General features: G+C 53.6%; 14 protein-coding genes. 6 read left to right on the forward strand and 8 right to left on the reverse strand.

Going from position 1 to position 18,668, the window contains the following annotated elements; all coding sequences use genetic code 11:
• Nucleotides 1-53: 53 nt before the first annotated feature.
• Nucleotides 54-818, forward strand: coding sequence for an outer membrane permeability protein SanA (sanA, locus tag ABRZ26_RS03395; RefSeq protein ID WP_319602812.1), 765 nt, complete (start codon nucleotides 54-56; stop codon nucleotides 816-818).
• A gap of 21 nt (nucleotides 819-839) precedes the next feature.
• Here sanA and yeiB read toward each other — a convergent pair whose 3' ends face one another.
• The 3 genes from yeiB to ABRZ26_RS03410 form a co-directional block, all read right to left on the reverse strand.
• Nucleotides 840-2,003 (reverse strand): DUF418 domain-containing protein YeiB, encoded by a 1,164-nt coding sequence (gene yeiB, locus ABRZ26_RS03400; protein ID WP_319602813.1) that lies wholly within the window; start codon nucleotides 2,001-2,003, stop codon nucleotides 840-842.
• A gap of 116 nt (nucleotides 2,004-2,119) precedes the next feature.
• The gene (folE, locus tag ABRZ26_RS03405; RefSeq protein WP_319602814.1) at nucleotides 2,120-2,782 is read right to left on the reverse strand and encodes a GTP cyclohydrolase I FolE; all 663 of its coding nucleotides are present in this window, start codon (nucleotides 2,780-2,782) and stop codon (nucleotides 2,120-2,122) included.
• 299 nt (nucleotides 2,783-3,081) lie between these two features.
• Nucleotides 3,082-4,767, reverse strand: coding sequence for a methyl-accepting chemotaxis protein (locus ABRZ26_RS03410; protein WP_319602815.1), 1,686 nt, complete (start codon nucleotides 4,765-4,767; stop codon nucleotides 3,082-3,084).
• Nucleotides 4,768-5,420: 653 nt separating this feature from the next.
• On the opposite strand from ABRZ26_RS03410, the gene ABRZ26_RS03415 reads away from it, so the two are divergent.
• The 3 genes from ABRZ26_RS03415 (at nucleotide 5,421) to ABRZ26_RS03425 (ending at nucleotide 7,835) form a co-directional block, all read left to right on the forward strand.
• Nucleotides 5,421-6,542 carry an S-(hydroxymethyl)glutathione dehydrogenase/class III alcohol dehydrogenase gene (locus tag ABRZ26_RS03415; RefSeq protein ID WP_319602816.1) on the forward strand — a complete coding sequence of 374 codons (1,122 nt, stop codon included), beginning with the start codon at nucleotides 5,421-5,423 and terminating at the stop codon, nucleotides 6,540-6,542.
• 24 nt (nucleotides 6,543-6,566) lie between these two features.
• Entirely contained in the window at nucleotides 6,567-7,412 is an 846-nt protein-coding gene (gene fghA, locus ABRZ26_RS03420) for an S-formylglutathione hydrolase (protein WP_319602817.1), read from the forward strand.
• Between the two features lie 210 nt (nucleotides 7,413-7,622).
• Nucleotides 7,623-7,835, forward strand: coding sequence for a KTSC domain-containing protein (locus tag ABRZ26_RS03425; RefSeq protein WP_319602818.1), 213 nt, complete (start codon nucleotides 7,623-7,625; stop codon nucleotides 7,833-7,835).
• Between the two features lie 60 nt (nucleotides 7,836-7,895).
• Here ABRZ26_RS03425 and ABRZ26_RS03430 read toward each other — a convergent pair whose 3' ends face one another.
• Nucleotides 7,896-9,002, reverse strand: coding sequence for an oxidoreductase (locus ABRZ26_RS03430; protein WP_319602819.1), 1,107 nt, complete (start codon nucleotides 9,000-9,002; stop codon nucleotides 7,896-7,898).
• Nucleotides 9,003-9,244: 242 nt separating this feature from the next.
• Here ABRZ26_RS03430 and ABRZ26_RS03435 point away from each other — a divergent pair, with 242 nt between their 5' ends.
• Together ABRZ26_RS03435 and ABRZ26_RS03440 are read left to right on the forward strand one after the other, a co-directional pair.
• Complete coding sequence (locus ABRZ26_RS03435) at nucleotides 9,245-10,759, forward strand: sugar ABC transporter ATP-binding protein (protein WP_319602820.1); 1,515 nt, start codon at nucleotides 9,245-9,247, stop codon at nucleotides 10,757-10,759.
• Nucleotides 10,760-10,830: 71 nt separating this feature from the next.
• The gene (locus ABRZ26_RS03440; RefSeq protein WP_319602951.1) at nucleotides 10,831-11,751 is read left to right on the forward strand and encodes an ABC transporter permease; all 921 of its coding nucleotides are present in this window, start codon (nucleotides 10,831-10,833) and stop codon (nucleotides 11,749-11,751) included.
• Between the two features lie 356 nt (nucleotides 11,752-12,107).
• Here the strand turns inward: ABRZ26_RS03440 and ABRZ26_RS03445 are convergent, their stop codons facing one another.
• The 4 genes from ABRZ26_RS03445 to yieE form a co-directional block, all read right to left on the reverse strand.
• Entirely contained in the window at nucleotides 12,108-13,070 is a 963-nt protein-coding gene (locus ABRZ26_RS03445; RefSeq protein WP_319602821.1) for a 2-hydroxyacid dehydrogenase, read from the reverse strand.
• A gap of 398 nt (nucleotides 13,071-13,468) precedes the next feature.
• Nucleotides 13,469-15,574 carry a TonB-dependent receptor gene (locus tag ABRZ26_RS03450; RefSeq protein ID WP_319602822.1) on the reverse strand — a complete coding sequence of 702 codons (2,106 nt, stop codon included), beginning with the start codon at nucleotides 15,572-15,574 and terminating at the stop codon, nucleotides 13,469-13,471.
• A gap of 398 nt (nucleotides 15,575-15,972) precedes the next feature.
• Nucleotides 15,973-17,445 carry an amino acid permease gene (locus ABRZ26_RS03455; protein ID WP_319602823.1) on the reverse strand — a complete coding sequence of 491 codons (1,473 nt, stop codon included), beginning with the start codon at nucleotides 17,443-17,445 and terminating at the stop codon, nucleotides 15,973-15,975.
• A 142-nt stretch (nucleotides 17,446-17,587) separates the two neighbouring features.
• Entirely contained in the window at nucleotides 17,588-18,460 is an 873-nt protein-coding gene (gene yieE, locus ABRZ26_RS03460; protein WP_319602824.1) for a DNA-binding transcriptional regulator YeiE, read from the reverse strand.
• Nucleotides 18,461-18,668 lie beyond the last annotated feature (208 nt).

Below are 18,668 nucleotides of genomic sequence, written 5' to 3' on the forward strand. Positions count from 1 at the left end.
GTAAAGTAGCCTTGGGTCATGACTACTCCGATCGCCTTATCCGAGGCATAAGCATGTGGAAACGCTTGGTATACAGCCTGTTAACAATCATTGGCGCGCTGTTGCTGTCTGCTTTTGTTCTCGATCGCTGGATCAGTTGGAAAACCGCTCCTTTTGTCTACGACGAACTCCAGGATCTGCCGTCACGCCAGGTTGGCGTGGTGCTGGGTACCGCCAAGTATTACCGCACCGGGGTTATCAATCAGTATTACCTCTTCCGTATTCAGGGCGCGTTGAATGCCTATAACAGCGGTAAAGTCAGTTACCTGTTGCTGAGCGGCGACAACGCCCAGCAAAGCTATAACGAACCCATGACCATGCGTCGCGACTTAATCGCCGCCGGCGTACCGCCGACGGACATCGTGCTGGATTATGCGGGATTTCGGACGCTGGATTCGATCGTCAGGACACGAAAAGTGTTCGATACCAATGATTTCACCATTATCACCCAACGTTTTCATTGTGAACGCGCGTTATTCATCGCTTTGCATCTTGGCATTCAGGCGCAATGTTATGCGGTGCCGTCGCCGAAAAATATCATGATGGTGCGTGTGCGGGAGTTTGGCGCCAGACTGGGCGCGTTGTTTGATTTGTATATCCTGAAACGCGAGCCCCGCTTTCTCGGCCCCACCATCTCTATTCCCGCCCAGCATAATATTCCTGATGATGCGCAGGACTACCCCGCGGTGCTGCCTGAACAACTGCCGAATATCGCGCCCGCCGTTTCAGAGCGGCCGGCAAGCGCGCCGGACGACGCGGCGGAAAGAACGGCGCAATAACGTCGCCCGCGCGAAGAAGAATCATCGCGGCGCGCGCGTAACCGCCGCAGTCAGCTTGCGCCACAGCCATTCGAACGGCCCTTGTTGAAACGATTTCAGCCAGTAGTGGGAAAAGAGCAGATTTATCCCCCAGACCACGGGAACGATCGCCGCCAGTTGCAGGCGATCCAAACGCATAAACAGCCCGAGATGATTAAACAGCACCGTGCATACCAGGGTTTGCAATAAATAGTTTGTCAGCGCCATGCGGCCGATATCGGCGATCCAGTATGTGATACGCCACCGGCATAATGTCGGCCAGAATCCATAACACAGAGCCAGATACCCTATCGCCTGTAACGGCGCGCTCAGTTCGCGCGGGATCTGCAATAACAGGCCGCTCCAGCGATATTCCCAGTGAACCAGCCATTGCGCCGCCACCCCGGCGCCGTTGATAAACAGCGCCAGAGGAATTATCCATAAGGCCAGTCGGCGATAATGCGTCAGACGAAACGCGCCCTTTAGCCAGCCGCTGCGCATCAATCCCGCGCCAAACAACATGGAACCCGCCAATAACCAGCCGTATTGAACGCCCAGCGACAATAAGCTGTCGATAAGCAGATCCACCCGGTTACGCCACGCCTCCGGCCCGCCCGATGTCTGCCAATGGACCTCATAGGCGATATCCGCCGCCGCCGGCTGCCAGAAACGTCCCGGTTGCAGGTTGAGCAACTGGCTTAACACCAGCAACACGCCAATCCCGACGACATACATGATCGCGCCGCTGCGCAGCAAGATCCGACTGCCCTGCGCATGGCGAATCATGCCGTAACACACCAGCCCAATCAGGCCATAATCCAGCAGAATGTCGCCATCCCAGAAGAAAATGGTATGGATCAGCCCCATGATCATCAGCCAGAACAGCCGGGCATGGATCCACGCCGTGCCGCGCGACAACAAAAGCTGCAATCCCGCGCCAAACAGCAGCGAAAATAGCGTCAGAAATTTCGCCTGCACCGTCAGATCCATAATGGCCCAGGTCCAGACATCGCTCGGCGCGGGCAATCCCTGATAGGCGGGATTGAGATAGGCGGCCTTCGGTAAGCCGAACGCCGTGATATTCATCAGTAAAATACCAAGTACCGCGACACCTCGCGCAAAATCCAGCGTCGCAATACGTGATGACGGTGTGGGTTTAGAAGGCATAGCGTCTACGTATCAAATCATCGGAATAGATGATTGTATTAACAGACGGCCAGAAATAATACGCATTTTGTTGATAGACGGGCGCTTATTTAGCATCGCGCCCGCCGAAGAATGAATTAACCGTGATGACGTACCGCGCGTAGAAATTCCTGACGGGTGTTCTGACTGGATTTGAATAGTCCGCCCAGCGACGTGGTGGTCGTCGCACTGGTGGCGTCGCGGATGCCGCGCGCTTTGACGCAATAATGCACGGCGTCAATCGATACGGCGACATTATTGGTACCCAACAGCGTTTGCAGGGCAATCAGGATTTGCTGCGTCAAGCGTTCCTGCACCTGCGGACGTTGAGAAAAGAACTGCACGATACGGTTGATTTTTGATAAGCCAATCACCCCATCTTTCGGAATATAGGCGACCGTCGCCTTGCCGTCGATGGTCACGAAATGATGTTCACAGGTGCTGGTCAAGGTGATATCCCGGACGGTGACCATTTCATCCACCTTCATCTTGTTCTCAATGATGGTGATTTTAGGAAAATTGGCATAATCCAGACCGGAGAATATTTCATCAACATACATTTTCGCAATGCGATGCGGGGTCTCTGCCAGACTGTCATCTTCCAAATCAAGACTGAGCAGATTCATCACTTCCGTCATATGCGCGGCAATCCGCTTTTTCCGCGTATCCCGATCTAACAACTCTCCACGCAGCGGCGTTTCAAGACCTCGCGCCATCAACGCTTCATGAACCATGACGGCTTCTTTACTTAAGGATGACATTATTATTCTCCAGCAGGTGTTACTCATCTTGACGTTGGCCGGGCCAATACGCGCCACCACTGTAGTTGAGAGAGAAACGATTATCCAGTGATAGTGCCTCATGATAGTTGAAATAGATTCAGCTTATCATTCACCGGCTATTCCCTTGCCAACCCTGTGGGATGAGAAAAAACAAAAGCACCGGCCGCGACGCCGGTGCTTGCTGAGAGTTTATACGTTTCCCCTTTCAGGTTGCAACGGCGTTCGCTACCGCAACCACCGCCGGGACGGCTTTCGATAACGGTTTTTCCGGCTTTTCATCAGAAGGTTTCCCAATTATCACTGCCGCTTGCGTTCTTCTTGCTTTTGTCTGCGGCAAGCAACACGGGCGTGGCTGTCGGCAGCGTTTTTGCCGGCTGCTGATTGCCGCCCTGCCGACGCGTTTCATTGACGGACAGTTGGAAGACGGATACCGCCGCGGTTAACTGACGGGCTTGATCTTCCAGAGAGGCGGCGGCGGCGGCGGACTCCTGCACCAATGCGGCATTCTGCTGGGTTACGCCATCCATTTCCGTCACCGCCTGACCGATCTGGCTGATACCGCGGCTTTGTTCGTCGGAAGCCGAGGCAATCTCGCCCATCAGATCGTTGACCCGGGTAATGGCGGTAATGATGGACTCCATCGCTTCACCGGTTTGCGTGACCTGATGCGAACCGGTATTTACCCGCTCCACCGACTCGGCGATCAACCCCTCGATTTCCTTGGCGGCCTGCGCGCTACGCTGTGCCAGATTACGCACTTCCCCCGCAACCACCGCAAAACCTCGCCCTTGCTCGCCGGCTCTGGCCGCTTCCACCGCGGCGTTAAGCGCCAGGATATTGGTTTGGAAGGCTATGCCGTTGATGACGCTGGTAATATCGGCGATTTTTTTCGAGCTGGTGGCGATATTGGCCATCGTTCCCACCACCCCCGTGGTGACTTCGCCCCCCTTTTTGGCGGCGATGGCGGCATCCTGAGCCAGTTTGCTGGCCTGATGAACGTTCTCCGCGTTTTGCTTCACCGTGGCGCCGAGCTGTTCCATACTGGCGGCCGTTTGTTCCAACGCCGCGGCCTGCTGCTCGGTACGGGAAGAGAGATCGTTATTGCCGCCTTTGATTTCACTCGCGCCTTGATAGATCGACGAGGCGCTATCGCGAATGGTTGAAACCGTATTGATCAGGCTACTTTGCATATCCCGCAAGAAAGGGATCAATTGGCCGACGCAGTTGCGGCCAAAGTCATCAAGATGTATGCCTAGCTGGCCATCCGCCAGCACCTTGAAGTGGCCTTTAATCATGTCCAACGGCTTGACCAGATAATTCGCCAGATAGCGGTCGGTCAGTAGCAAAATCAACAGACCGACGATGGCCGCGACCAGCAGGATAGTTTTGTTCCAGCCGACCAGATCGTGTACGCGGGCAAACGAGCTGCCGGAGGAGGCGATAGCATTGGCCTGATATTTGTCCATGCTGCCGCCGAAGGTGATACTCAGATTAGGATAAACATCTCTGAACAGATGACGAAACGCCTCGGGACGATTGTCGCGAACCGATGCGAACAGCGGTTGCAACCCGTTCTCAATCAGCCGCGTCCAGTTTCCCGCCATCTCTTCGACCATGGCCTGATCGACATCGCCGTGATCGGCGGCTTTAAATTCCGCCAGCTTGGCCAAGGTGTTTTTTATCGCTTCATCCGCCGAGACGAGCAACTTGTCCACCTCGGCGGTTTCGCCGCTCTGGTTATAATCCATTGCCCGAATTAAACGGATAGCGGCGCGAAAATATTGATCGCTGCCGTCGGCGATGGTGTCGGCATTTTTTTTCTGTATTTCCCCCGATTCTAATAAATTGGTCATTTCGCTCAGTGATGACGACATATAGAGCGATACCCCGCCCCATAAAAGTAGGAATATTCCCAGAATGCTTAAAAGCATGGCCCTGATGGTGATATTTTTTAAAAATCTCACAGAAAAACCCCTTATTCATTATTTAACGAACACTTTTATTTACTCAATGCTAATTTTTAACACAAAAGCAAACCTTTTGTTACATTTTTGGCGGCATAATCCTGTTTTTCCTTTTCGTTATCGGCAGTAATCGCGAGGGGTTTACTTCTTTTGATCAACAAATTCGATGACAATCACAAAAACAATAGCCAATGACTATTATTTGTTTGCTGTTATTTATTTGAATATTAGGAAAATAATTAGCGGTGTTTGATGAGATAATAAACCAACCCGTTCATTTATTTCATGCCCGTTTAATTCTCGATAGCCAAATTCCCTCAAACTGAAATCGTCTGCATAATAATAAAAATGACTCAACACACTCTTTTTCATAACTCAATGCTATTTTTCATAAAAGCCTTTAAATAATCAGGCAATGATTGATTATTGACGCGAGCCGCGGCGAAGCCCCCCTCAGTATGCGGGCCGGCGGAATGATGTTGCATCAGTCGCAATGACAAAACCTCGGCGGCGGGTCTGACGATGCTGATGCGGCAGCCCAGGAAAACGCATCAGCAAGGAATTCCACTTTAAAGATAATCTTCACTAAAATAATTTGGCAACTAAGGTTAAACTTTCCTGCAACATACTGCCGACATGAGAGATCTCACACCATGCAAATGATTAAAACCCGTGCCGCCGTCGCCTGGGGACCAAACCAACCGCTGTCCATTGAGGAAGTGGATCTGATGCCGCCGCAGAAAGGTGAAGTGCTGGTCCGCATCATTGCCAGCGGCGTTTGCCATACCGATGCCTACACGCTTTCGGGTAAAGACCCGGAAGGCGTTTTCCCGGCCATCCTCGGACATGAGGGCGGCGGTATCGTCGAAGCCGTCGGCGAAGGCGTGACCAGCGTCGCCGTCGGCGATCACGTGATCCCCCTGTACACCCCCGAATGCGGCGAATGTAAATTCTGTCGCTCCGGCAAGACCAATCTGTGCCAGGCAATCCGCACCACGCAGGGAAAAGGGCTGATGCCCGACGGCACCACCCGCTTTTCCAAAGACGGTCAGCCGATTTTCCACTATATGGGGACCTCCACGTTCTCCGAGCTCACCGTGGTACCTGAAATCTCGCTGGCTAAAATCAGCAAGGAAGCGCCGCTGGAAGAAGTCTGCCTGCTCGGCTGCGGCGTCACCACCGGCATGGGCGCCGTTATCAACACCGCCAAAGTGCAACCCGGCGACAGCGTGGCGATCTTCGGACTCGGCGGCATCGGGCTGTCGGCGATTATCGGCGCGCAGATGGCCGGCGCCGGACGGATCATCGGCATTGATATCAATACCAGCAAATTCGATCTGGCGCGTAAGCTGGGCGCCACCGACCTGATTAATCCCAAAGACTACGATAAACCCATTCAGGAGGTGATTGTCGAGCTCACTGACGGCGGCGTCGATTTCTCCTTTGAGTGTATCGGCAACGTTAACGTGATGCGTTCGGCGCTGGAATGCTGCCACAAAGGCTGGGGCGAATCGGTGATTATCGGCGTCGCCGGCGCGGGCGAAGAGATCGCCACCCGCCCGTTCCAACTGGTGACCGGACGCGTGTGGCGCGGGTCCGCCTTCGGCGGCGTGAAAGGCCGCAGCCAATTGCCGGGCATTGTGCAGCGCTATATGGATGGCGAATTTCAGCTCAGTGATTTTATTACTCACACCATGGGGCTGGAAGAGATCAATACCGCCTTCGATTTAATGCATGAAGGTAAGTCGATCCGCTCCGTCATCCATTTCCGCTAACGGCGAACAAGGAGACTGCGCGCGATGAGCACGTCACTGGAACTTCTGGAAGAATACCGCCTGTTTGGCGGCTGGCAACGGCGCTACCGTCATGCGTCGGACACGTTGCATTGCGACATGACGTTCAGTATCTATCTGCCGCCGACCGTCGATGATGCCCCGCGGCCGGTGCTGTACTGGCTATCGGGATTAACCTGCAACGATGAAAATTTCACCATCAAAGCCGGCGCGCAACGCGTCGCCGCCGAGCTGGGCGTGGTGCTGGTTATGGCGGATACCAGCCCGCGCGGGGAAAACGTCGCGGATGACGCCGGCTACGATCTGGGTCAGGGCGCCGGATTTTACGTCAATGCCGTCCAACAGCCCTGGGCCGCCCATTACCAGATGTATGATTACGTGCGTGATGAACTGCCGGCGCTGGTTCAACGGCATTTCAACGTCAACCGTCGTCAGTCCATCAGCGGACACTCGATGGGCGGACACGGCGCGCTGATGCTGGCATTGCGCAATCCGGAGCGTTATCTGTCCGTTTCCGCTTTCGCGCCTATCGTCAATCCCAGTCAGGTTCCCTGGGGCCGCAAAGCGTTAAGCGCTTATCTGGGCGAAGACGAAACGCAGTGGTTGCAGTATGACAGTTGCCATTTGCTGGCCAACAGTCAATACAAACGCCCTATTCTGATCGATCAGGGTGACGGCGATCGGTTTTTACCTGAGCAGTTGCAGCCGGAAAAGCTGGCCGAACCGGCGAAGCGGCGCGACTGGCCGTTTACGCTGAGAATTCAGCCCGGCTATGACCACAGTTATTTTTTCATCGCCAGCTTTATTGAAGATCACCTGCGCTTTCACGCCCGCTATTTGCGGCAGCAATAATCGGGACATTGATCGGTTCAGACGAGTTTGTTTGCGCGAGACGATCGGGCGGCGGAATTAATCGCCGCCCGATCGCTTTTCCACAGGTAAAGAAAAGCGTCGGCATGCCGATAAAACATCTTTGCAGAGGCGTATCATTACGGGCGCGCGGCGCCTATTGTCAAACAGCCCGTGGTCGCCGAACAAAAAATTTAGTGGGAGTATTTGATTTTGCAAAGAAAACGAGTTTCATCATCAGAATTGTTTTCCGTCGGCTACAACGAGGAAAAGCATGTGCTGGAAATAGAATTGCTGAATGGCAGCATCTATCAATATCGCGGCGTGGCCCGAATGATTTATGAAGAGTTAATGGCGAGTGCCGCTAAATCCCAATATTACTCCCGCTACATCAAAAGCTCATTTCCCTACGAAAAAATTCAGTGATCAATAGGCGAATCAGGCGCTTGTTGCGACAGCCGCCTGATCCGCCCGTTGTCACCCTGCTCAACCTGCCGCCGTTTCCGCCGCCTTAATGCTTTCCACCGTCCTGAGCGCGTCCAGCAAGACAGACGCATTCAACGTTAACGGCAGATAATGAATGGATTCGCTCGGTTGCAAGGTGCGCTCCACCACGGCCTGAATAGACGGGCCGTCGTTAATGTCCACATTCAGTTCCGCCAGCGACGTCGGCAGTCCAAAGACCTTAAATGCGGCCTTCAACTGGCGTAGCGTCTCGATATCCCCTTGCAGCGCGGTTTGCACCAGAATGCCGTAAGCGACTTTAGTGCCATGCAAAAAGCGCTCAGTCTGCGGCAACACCGTCAATCCATTATGCACCGCATGCGCGGCGGCCACCCGCGTGTAGCGTTCACCCAGTCCGCCGACCATGCCGCCGCCGGCGATAATGGCATCGACGACATCAAGAAAGTCCTGCGTTAACGTACCGCTGGCCGCCGCTTGCAAAGCAGATTCGCTTTTTTGCAGCAACACATCGCGGATATCCAACGCGGTTTGCAGCCCAAGCCGCACGGTCAGCGGCAAACTTTCAGGCTGAGGGCTTAGCACCACCGCCTCATACCACTTGGCCAGGGTATCGCCCACGCCGGCCAGCAAATACTCGACGGGCGCCGCGAGGATAATGCGCGGTTCCACCAGCACCAGATGATTGGCGTCGGTAAAGATCTCGAAGCGCAGCGCCTGGCCTTCGTCGGTATACCAGACGGAAAGCGGCGTCCAGGCGGCGCAGGTCGCGGCAATCGTCGGGATCGCCACCAGCGGCGCGCCGACTTCGCGCGCCACCACTTTCGCCGTATCCAGCACCGCGCCGCCGCCGATACCGATGACCACCCGACAGTCGTCGCCCGCCAGCGCCGCCAGTTTTGCCACTTCGCCCCGACTACAGTGCGCCGCGAACAACGCGCGCCGCGCCGACGGCGCATCAAATTCAGCGGGCAGATAAGGCCGGGCCGCCGTTAACGCCCGATCGCCATATATCCATAACGCGTTGTTCAGCGCCTCCGGCGAATAAAAATCCAGCAGCTTATCGATGGCGCCGGCAAAAGAAAAATAGTTGGCCGGACCGGTCTGTACACGGATTGCCGTTGTGTTCATGGTCTGATGTTCCTCGCGGCGCCACGTTGAACGTGAGCGATGGCGGTAATAAGGAGAGTGATTGATAGCGCTATCTTATTCACTTACCCGGCGCGGTTTAAGAATTTTTTTGCTTAACTTATTCTTTTTCATTCGTAGATTCGCGCCTTTATCACGCTGAATCTGAATTAAATAATGTTAGTTCTGTGTTACATTTCAGGCCGGTTTTTTGATGACAATCACCGCCAAGAGCGTTACTGAACATGATATCTACCCCCCAACGAACACGATTGGAAATGCGCAACATTTCCATCTCATTTTCTGGCTTTCATGCACTGAAGCAGGTTGATTTTACGCTAGAGGGCGGTTCTATTCATGCATTAACCGGCGCAAACGGCGCGGGCAAATCGACCCTGATGACCATTCTGTCCGGTGTGTACCGCCATTATAGCGGCGACATCCTGATCGATGGCTGCCGGGTCGATATTCATTCGCCCCGCGCGGCCAAACAGTATGGCATCCATCTGGTACAACAGGAAGTGGACGTCGCCCTGGTGCCTACGCTGTCCGTGGCGGAAAATATTATGCTGGATACGCTGGCTCAGCACGGACACATCCTCAACTGGCCGCAGGTTTATCGCCAGGCGCAGGCGCTGCTCGACCAGCTCGGCATCCATCTGGATGTTCGCCAACGTCTGGATCGCTGTTCGCTGGCGGAAAAACAACAAATTCTGTTAGCCAGAGCCTTATCCCACGAATGTCGCTTTTTAATTTTAGATGAACCCACGGCGCCGCTCGATCAGGCGGAAAGCGCGCGCCTGTTCCAGGTCGTACGCCGTTTACAGGCCGCGGGCATCGGTATCGTTTTCATTTCTCACCGTATTCATGAATTAAGCGAGATTTGCGATACGCTGACGGTGCTGCGCGACGGCCAATTCGTCAGCAGCGGCGCGATGCAAGGGCTAAGCGGCGAGCAAATCGTCGAGAAAATGCTGGGACACCGGCTGGATGATATCTTCCCGCCGCGACGCCGCACGCCATCGCCCGATCCCTTGATCCGGGTTAAAGGACTGCATGACGAAACCTTGCTGCGGGATATCTCGCTGACGCTGCGTAAAGGCGAAATTCTCGGCATCGCCGGCCTGGCGGGCGCGGGAAAAACCGAACTGTGTAAAGCCCTGTTCGGCGCCACGCCCAGCAAAATCGAGCAAGGCGAATATAACGGCGCGCCCTGGCGCCCGCATTCGCCGTATCAGTCCGTCGAACAGGGCATCGCCCTGGTGCCGGAAGAACGACGTAAGGAAGGCATTTTTATTGAAGAGTCCGTCGCCATGAATCTCAGCGTCAGCGCCAGCAGCAGCTTTTCCCGCTGGGGCGTGTTCAGCCACCGGCAGGCGCTGTCCTGGGCTAAACAGATCATTACGCGCTTGACCATCCGCACCACCGGGCCGCTGCAAAAACTGCGGCGGCTGTCGGGCGGCAATCAGCAAAAGGTGGCTATCGGCAAATGGCTGCGCAGTGAAGCGCAGGTGCTGATCTTTGATGAACCCACCAAAGGCGTCGATATCAAAGCCAAACAGGATCTGTTCTCGCTGATTGACGGTCTGGCCCAGCAGGGCAAAGGCATTATTTACGCCTCGGGCGAATTTTCCGAGCTCATCGGTCTGTGCGATCGCATCTGCGTATTATGGGATGGACGCATTGTCGCCGAACTGGATGCATCAGCCATTGATGAAGAAACACTACTTTTGTATTCAACTGGAGGAACTCCCGCGTGAGTCACCAACTATCACCTAACGGGGTTCTCCCCTTGCGTCACCGCTTTTTCGAATTTTTGTACAAATGGGGCATGCTGATCACCGTCGTCGCGCTGATTGCGCTTTTCGGCCTGGCGTCGGACAACTTTCTCGATCCCTATAACATCATCAATATCCTGCGCTCAATCGCCATCGTCACCGTGATTGCGATTGGCGTATCCATCTCGCTGTCGGTGGGGGGATTCGATCTTTCCGTCGGCTCGACCGCGTCGCTGGCCAATGCGCTGGTGATTTCGCTGTTCGTCTGGCACGGCTTCGGCACCACGGGGGCGATCGTCCTGACGCTGCTGCTGTGTATGCTGGTTGGCTTGTTTAACGCATTTCTTATCGTGGTGCTGAAAATTCCCGATATGCTGGCAACGCTGGCCAGCCTGTTCGTCATTCAGGGCGTCGCCATGACCTACAGCTACGGCGGCTCCATCACGCAGAATATGGTGCTGCCGAGCGGTGAAATGGCCGAGGGCGTCATTCCGGAGTTTTTCGCCACGCTGGGGCAGGTTCCCGTCATTGTCGTCATCATGCTGGCGGTGACCGTCATCGTCCAGCTGTATCTGTCGCTCACCAAGCACGGACGCCGCATGTACGCCATCGGCGGCAACCCTGAAGCGGCGCGTCTGGCCGGCATCAGAACGTCCCGCTATCGGATTCAGGCCTATCTGCTGTCTTCATTGCTGGCGGCGCTGGGCGGCATTTTATTGGCCTCGCGGATCGGCTCCTCACAGGTCAATGCCGGCGGCGGCTATTTAATGGATGCCGTCGCCGCCGCCTATATCGGCTTCTCGTTGGCCGGTTCAGGCAAACCCAACGCATTAGGCACGCTGGTCGGCGCGGTCATCCTCGGCGTACTGCAAAACGGGCTGGTGATGCTTTCCGTGCCTTACTATGCCATGGATATCATCAAAGGCCTGGTGCTGGCCCTGGCCCTCGCCATGACCTATATCCAGAAACGCTGAAATAATTCCTGCGAAGTTCATTCCCGGACGCTGGCTTCACCAGCGTCCGGGATAACGCGGCGTTAGCAATTGGGATAAGCGGGACATCAATCGCCGTGGCGAATATAAAAAACAAAACATGAAATCGAAAAAAACATTAACGCAGCTTATTTAATAAGGCGTCATCTAATAACTTCACGTTAATGGTATGAATAAAAATCATTTTAATTAACCGCAGTAAAAACAGTTCAATCAATATCAGGAAATTATTATTGTCTGACGATGACGGATAAAAATTCCTGCGCTGATGTTCTCAACCTACAAAAGCCAAACAATATATCCGGTTGCTGTGCTGAATATTCGGCTGTACGAGACTATCAATATCCTTTTTGCTGAACAAATTCATCAATATTTTCAATCGTCTTTTCCATTAATATTTGCAAAGCGGAAGCCGACGTCCAACCAATATGCGGAGTAATCAATAAGTTAGGTAGTGTCTTTGCCGCAGTCATCAACGAATGATCCCGCAAAGGCGGCTCTTGCGTCAGACAATCCAACGCGGCTCCCGCGATAGTACGCTGCTGCAAGGCGGACAACAGCGCCGCTTCATCTATCAGTCCGCCGGCGGCCGTGTTGACGATGACCGCCGTCGGCTTACACAACGCCAGCGTTTGCGCGTTAATCAGAGCTCGGCTTTCATCACTCAGCGGGCAGTGTAGCGAAATAATGTCCGCCGTTTGCAACACCTGTTCAAACGGCAAATAGCCCTGGCGGCACGTCGCCGCCCCTTTGCGTTCGGCGAATACCGGCTTCATCCCCAGCGCCGTCGCCAGGCGAGCGACCTCACGACCCACCGCGCCGGCGCCGATGATGCCAAGCGTTGAGCCGGCGATGTCTTTTACCGGATGGTCGAAATAAGAAAACCGTAACTCCCGCGCCCAGCGATCGCTAAGCTGGTCGCGATACCAGGCGATCAGGCTATGTTTCAGCGCGAAAATCATGGCAATGGCGTGTTCGGAAACCGCCTGGGTAAAACAGTTCGGCACGTTCTTCACAGCGATGCCCAGTTCGGCGGCGGCCTCGGTATCAATGGTATTCGTCCCCGTCGCGGCCACCGCAATCAGTTTTAAACAGGGTAGCGCCAACAGGGTTTCCCGGCTTAATACGGTTTTATTGGTGATAATGATATCGCTGTTTTTCGCCCGGGCAATAACCTGATCGGGCGCGGTATAGCTATATTCGATCCATTCATGGCGGCATTGCGGCCGCCTGAAACTGTTCTTTTTTAAAAAAATAGTTTCAGGCAACGCTCTCTTGTCCAAAAAAATAATTTCCAGCATAGCGTCCACTCTGACTGTTATTTATACGGCAAGACCTGAATATCGATAGCAACAAAATTTATTTACCACAACTAAATCACATAAATCGCTCTGCAAAAATAACAGCGACACTGTTCCTCGACACGCTCAAGAATAGTTAACTAATGATATATTATTGCAATTAAATTATGACCCGTCTCATTATTATTAGACGCTGATATACAGCTTGCCATTAGCGTAAACCGTATTTACACGATTAACAACGCCAGAGATAATGAATTCCCTTAATTATCGCTTTTATAAAAAAGTGGTAGGCATAGCGCGGCGCGCAGGCGGATTAACGGCGATTGGCAAGTGATGGGAGCAAGCGGAAACAGGGAATGGCGATGTGGGCTTCAGGCGCCCGCATCGCCGGCATATCAGAAGGTTACATTTACCGATACCCAGTAGTTACGACCCGTTACTACCGAGCCGCTGGTCGAACGGCTGAAGGAATAATAATCCCCCGTCGTGAACGCGCTTCTGCCCGTACCGTAGGTGCGTACGCCGCTGGAGAAGTCCCTATCGAACAGGTTGTTGATCGCGCCATTGACGGTGACATCCGGAGACAGCTTATAGGAGCCGCCCAGATTGAAGACCGTATAGGATTTAAAATACGCGCCCTTTTCGTCGTAAGCGGCCTGTTGCGGGACTGACAAGGTATCGTAATTCTGCGTATAGCGCGCGGTCTTGCCGCGGTATTCCGCCTTCAGCCAGGTGGAAAACTTCTCATTAACGTTCCAGTTCAGACGGGCATTGGCCATATGTTTCGGCGTATTGGTCAGGCGTGCGCCTTGATTGTCGCCGTCTTTCTGTTCGCTGTCGGTAAAGGTGTAGTTAAGATTGAGTTTCCAGTCCTCCGACCATAACGGCACGATGGTCGCCAGTTCCAGGCCCTGAGTTACCGCTTTGCCAATGTTGGTATAAGTGCTGCTGAAGTCATCGATCTCCTGGGAAGAGATCATATTGCGATAACGGTTATGAAACAGAGTGGCGTTGGCGCCGAATCCGCTGTCGTTCTCGTAATAAACCCCCAGTTCGGTATTGGTGCTCTCTTCCGGTTCCAGATCCGGATTACCGATGGTGGTCACCGTTCCCTGACTGGTCACCCCGCTCACCCCGTTATGCAACTGGGCCAGCGAAGGGGTTTTGTAGCCGGTACTGACGCCGCCCTTCACCGTCCAGTCGTCCGAGGCGTTCCAGACCAGGTAGGAACGCGGGCTGACGTGTCCGCCAAAGGTATCCTGATACTCGTAGCGAGCGCCGTAGGTCAGCGCCAGGGAATCCAGCAGCCGCCACTCATCCTCGGCAAACAGCGCCCAAGCGTCCTGTTCGAATTTCTCCCCGGTATTCGCCAGTACGATGCCGTCCTTCATCGTCGCATTCCAGTACTGACCGCCGACGCTCAACAAATGGCTGTCGCCCAGCGGCGCCGTCAGCTTGGTATCTAGAATGATATTGGTATTTTTCAGCAGCCGTTTCTCACCGGCGGCGCTTGAGCCGGGCAAAACGGAATCCGTAGTAATAAGGCGGCCTTTGTTTTCCGTTTGGTTATAGGACAGACTGGAGTTCCAGATGCCGAAGTCCAGTTGGTTGTCGCTGCCCAACGTCACCTTGCGGCGCTGGTAGCGCAGCGTATCTTCATAACCGCCGGCGGCGCCGATCGTACCCAGCTGATTTTCCGCGTTGTCGTATTTCTGGTTGGCGATTTCGCCGTCCAGCCACAGCGCGTTTTTGTCGTCCAGCGCCCAGGTCAGTTTACCGCCAAGCAGGTAGTTATCCGATTTGACCGGATTGGCTCCGCGCCGGTTCAACAGTTCTCCGGACGAGGATTCCACGTTTGAGGCATCGCGGCGGAAAATACTGCCGCGCAGCGCCAGCCCCAGCTTATCTTCGATCAGCGCGCCACCGGAGTAGAAGGAGAATTTAGAGGTATCGCCGTATTTAGTGTCTTCCTGGAAGGCGTGTTCCAGCGTAGCGCTGCCGGACCACGCCTGCGCCACCTTTTTAGTAATGATATTCACCACCCCGCCCATCGCCTCGGAGCCGTACAGCGTGGACATCGGTCCGCGAATGACTTCGATGCGTTCGATGGCGGACAGCGGCGGCATAAAGCTGGTGTTCATGGCGCCGAAGCCGTTCGGCGTAACGTCCGAGGTGCCGTTCTGACGGATGCCGTCAATTAGAATCAGCGTATAGCTGCTGGACATGCCGCGAATACTGATATCCAGCCCGCCCGTTTTCCCGGTGGTGCTGCGCACGTCAACGCCTTCCACGTCGCTCAGCGCCTCGGCCAGATCGTTGTATTTACGTTTACTCAGATCGTCCTGACTTATCACCGAAATACTGGCCGCGGCGTCGGTGATCTTTTGTTCATAGCCGGAGGCCGTAACGACCAGCACATCCTCCTGCGGCGCGCCGATAACGGATGCCGATGCGCCTGCTGCGAGCGCCAATGCCACTGATTTTCTTATATTGATTGACATGTTTATTGTCCTTCTAAAAACGGATAAACCACGTTGAGTTTTTTTGTCAGAACCAGTGTAATTAATTCAATCAAATTGTAAATATAAATAAATATCATTTACAAAATCATTCCCATACGCAACCAGTAAAATCAAAACCATATAAAACAATGAGATAGAAAATCGTTAATAACAAAAATACAGATGAGCATAAAAAACACTCAACAAATCAATTGAATAAACTTGCCTGATTTCGATAATGTCAGTCAGGTGGCGAGCAGATAACAACCAATAATGGGAGAGTAATCAGGAAGGATAAACGGCATAAAAAAAGGTTGTTTCACCGCAGTGAAACAACCCGATAAAACTATCGCCCTCGCCGTTTAGAGGGGGAAGACGAACGCCTCGCGCGACAGGCGCTATTTGCTTTCAGGAAAGGTCATATCCTGATACTTGATAAAATGCGTACCGCGGGAAAACTTGTAGCCGAACCAAATCAACAGAAACAGCGGAATGCCGATGTAGGTTGCCGTCACGCCGTACCAGTCGATTTTATCCTCCAGGAAGGCCTGATAGTTTTGCCCCAGTGTAATCACCAGACAGAGCACGAAGGCAAACAGCGGCCCCAGCGGGAAGAAACTGGAGAGGTAAGGAAGACGGCTCAAATCGTGTCCGGCCTTCACATAACCGCGGCGGAAACGATAGTGACTGATGGCAATCCCCAGCCAGGCGATAAAACCCGTCATACCGGACGTGTTAAGCAGCCAGAGATAAACCGTCTGGTTGCCGTACATGGATGACAGGAAGCACAATGCGGCCACGATACTGGTCGCATACAGCGCATTACGCGGCACCCCGCTCTTTGACAGGGTGGCGAAAATACGCGGCGCTTTCCCCTCGGAAGCCAGCGTAAACAGCATACGGGTACAGGCATACATGCCGGAGTTGCCCGCCGACAACACCGAGGTGAGAATAACGGCATTCATCACCGCCGCCGCCGACAGCAAGCCGGCATGCTGGAACACCAGCGTAAACGGGCTGACGGCGATATCTTTGACATCGTTGCGCAGCAGATTGGGGTCGGTATACGGGATAATCAGGCTGATGATCAAAATGGCGAAGATATAAAACAGCAGAATACGCCAGAATACCTGACGAATCGCGCGCGGAATATTTTTCTGCGGATCTTCCGACTCTCCGGCCGCCACGCCGATCAACTCAGTACCCTGGAATGAAAAACCGACAATCATCGCCACGCCGATCATGGCGGAAAATCCGCCCGCAAAAGGCGCATCGCCAATCTGCCAGTTATGTACCCCGGCATTTTCGGCGCCGCGCAAAATCCCCACAATCATCAGGATGCCGACGGCGATAAATATCACCACCGTCACCACTTTGATCAGCGAGAACCAATATTCAGCTTCACCGAATCCTTTTACTGAAATGATGTTCAATAACACCATCACCGCCAAAAATAGCGCGCTCCATATCCAACCGGGGACGTCTGGAAACCAATAGCCCATAACCAACTGTGCGGCGACCAGGTCAACCGCAATCGTGACCGCCCAGTTGTACCAATAATTCCAGCCCAGCGCGAAACCGAAGCCTTCTTCAACATAGCGGGAGCCATAAGTTGCGAACGATCCGGACACCGGCATAAATGCCGCCAGTTCACCCAGACTGGTCATCAGAAAATAGACCATCAGGCCGATGAGCGCGTAGGATAACAACGCCCCACCCGGCCCGGCCTGTGAAACCGTTGCGCCGGAAGCCACAAACAATCCGGTGCCAATCGAACCGCCAATCGCGATCATCGTCAAATGCCGTGCTTTAAGCTCACGGCGCAGGGATGTTCTACCCTGAGCAGAATTTTGCATATCTTGCTGAGCCATTATTGTCCTGACTGCTCTTGCTAAAAAATTGAGGCGGGATTGTAACAAATAGCCTTAACCAGGATAGCCGGGATCGTTGAATTATAAGTTAGGTTCATAACTCAAGACCGATCATTAGCAATACACCGTCTCTCCGCCCCCGTTATACCGCCTCGTGGCAATAGCTCAGGAAACGCTGCAAAACATTGGAAAGATGTTTCTGACGATGATGTACCAGGTACAGCGTGCGCATAAATTTGGGCAGCGGAATCGGCAACTCCACCAGGGTGCCCATCTCCAACTGTTCGGCGATAACATGGCGGGACAGGCAACTCACGCCGATACCATGGCGCACCGCGTGTTTAATTGCCTCGGAATTACCCAGCTCCATCACCAAATGAAAACGCGGCAAGTGCGCCAATAGCAGGTGATCCAGTACCTCGCGCGTGCCGGAACCCTGCTCGCGCAGCACCCAGGGAACGTCGCTCAACGCCGATAAAGACAATGTCTGCCGGCTGAGCGGATGCGTCGGCGCGCAGAATACCACCAGCTCATCTTCCAGCCAGGGTTGCGTGACCAGATCGGGATGATGACAAGGCCCTTCGATCAACCCGAGATCGACGCTGAACTCCGACACGCTGGTAATCACATCCTGAGTATTGCCAACGTGTAATTCCAAAGGGATTTCGGGAAAATCATGACGATAGCGGGCAATCATGGCGGGCAACAGGTAATTGCCGATTGTGCTGCTGGCGTAGATACGCAACGCCCCGTTATCTCGGCGAAAAAGCTGCTCAATCTCCGTTGATTGCTCAAGCAGCGACAATGCTTTGGGATAAAGTAAGCGCCCATGCTCATTTACCACTAATCGTTTACCCACACGATCAAATAATTGAACGCCCAATTGCCCTTCCAGATCAGCCAGTGCGGCACTGACTGCTGATTGAGAAAGAGCGAGTACGACCGAGGCCTGAGTGGTTGAACCACTTTTCAGGACTTCAGTAAACACTTCCAACTGACGTAATGTGATATGCATAGCAGGCTCTTTATCTAAAATATCTATAAATTATAAATTTATAATCAATTAATCTTTTAACTACTCTGATAATAGGATTGGCCGTCGGCCCGTTATTCTCAGAACAGGTAAATAAAATGATGGCTATTCCCGCCGTTCGGCAGCTTACTCAGCGTCGCTATCGAACGATACAAATTCTCCCGGGTTTATTGATAATAGGTTTGCTGAC

The organism is Brenneria sp. L4-2C (assembly GCF_040240335.1).
Lineage (GTDB): Bacteria > Pseudomonadota > Gammaproteobacteria > Enterobacterales > Enterobacteriaceae > Brenneria.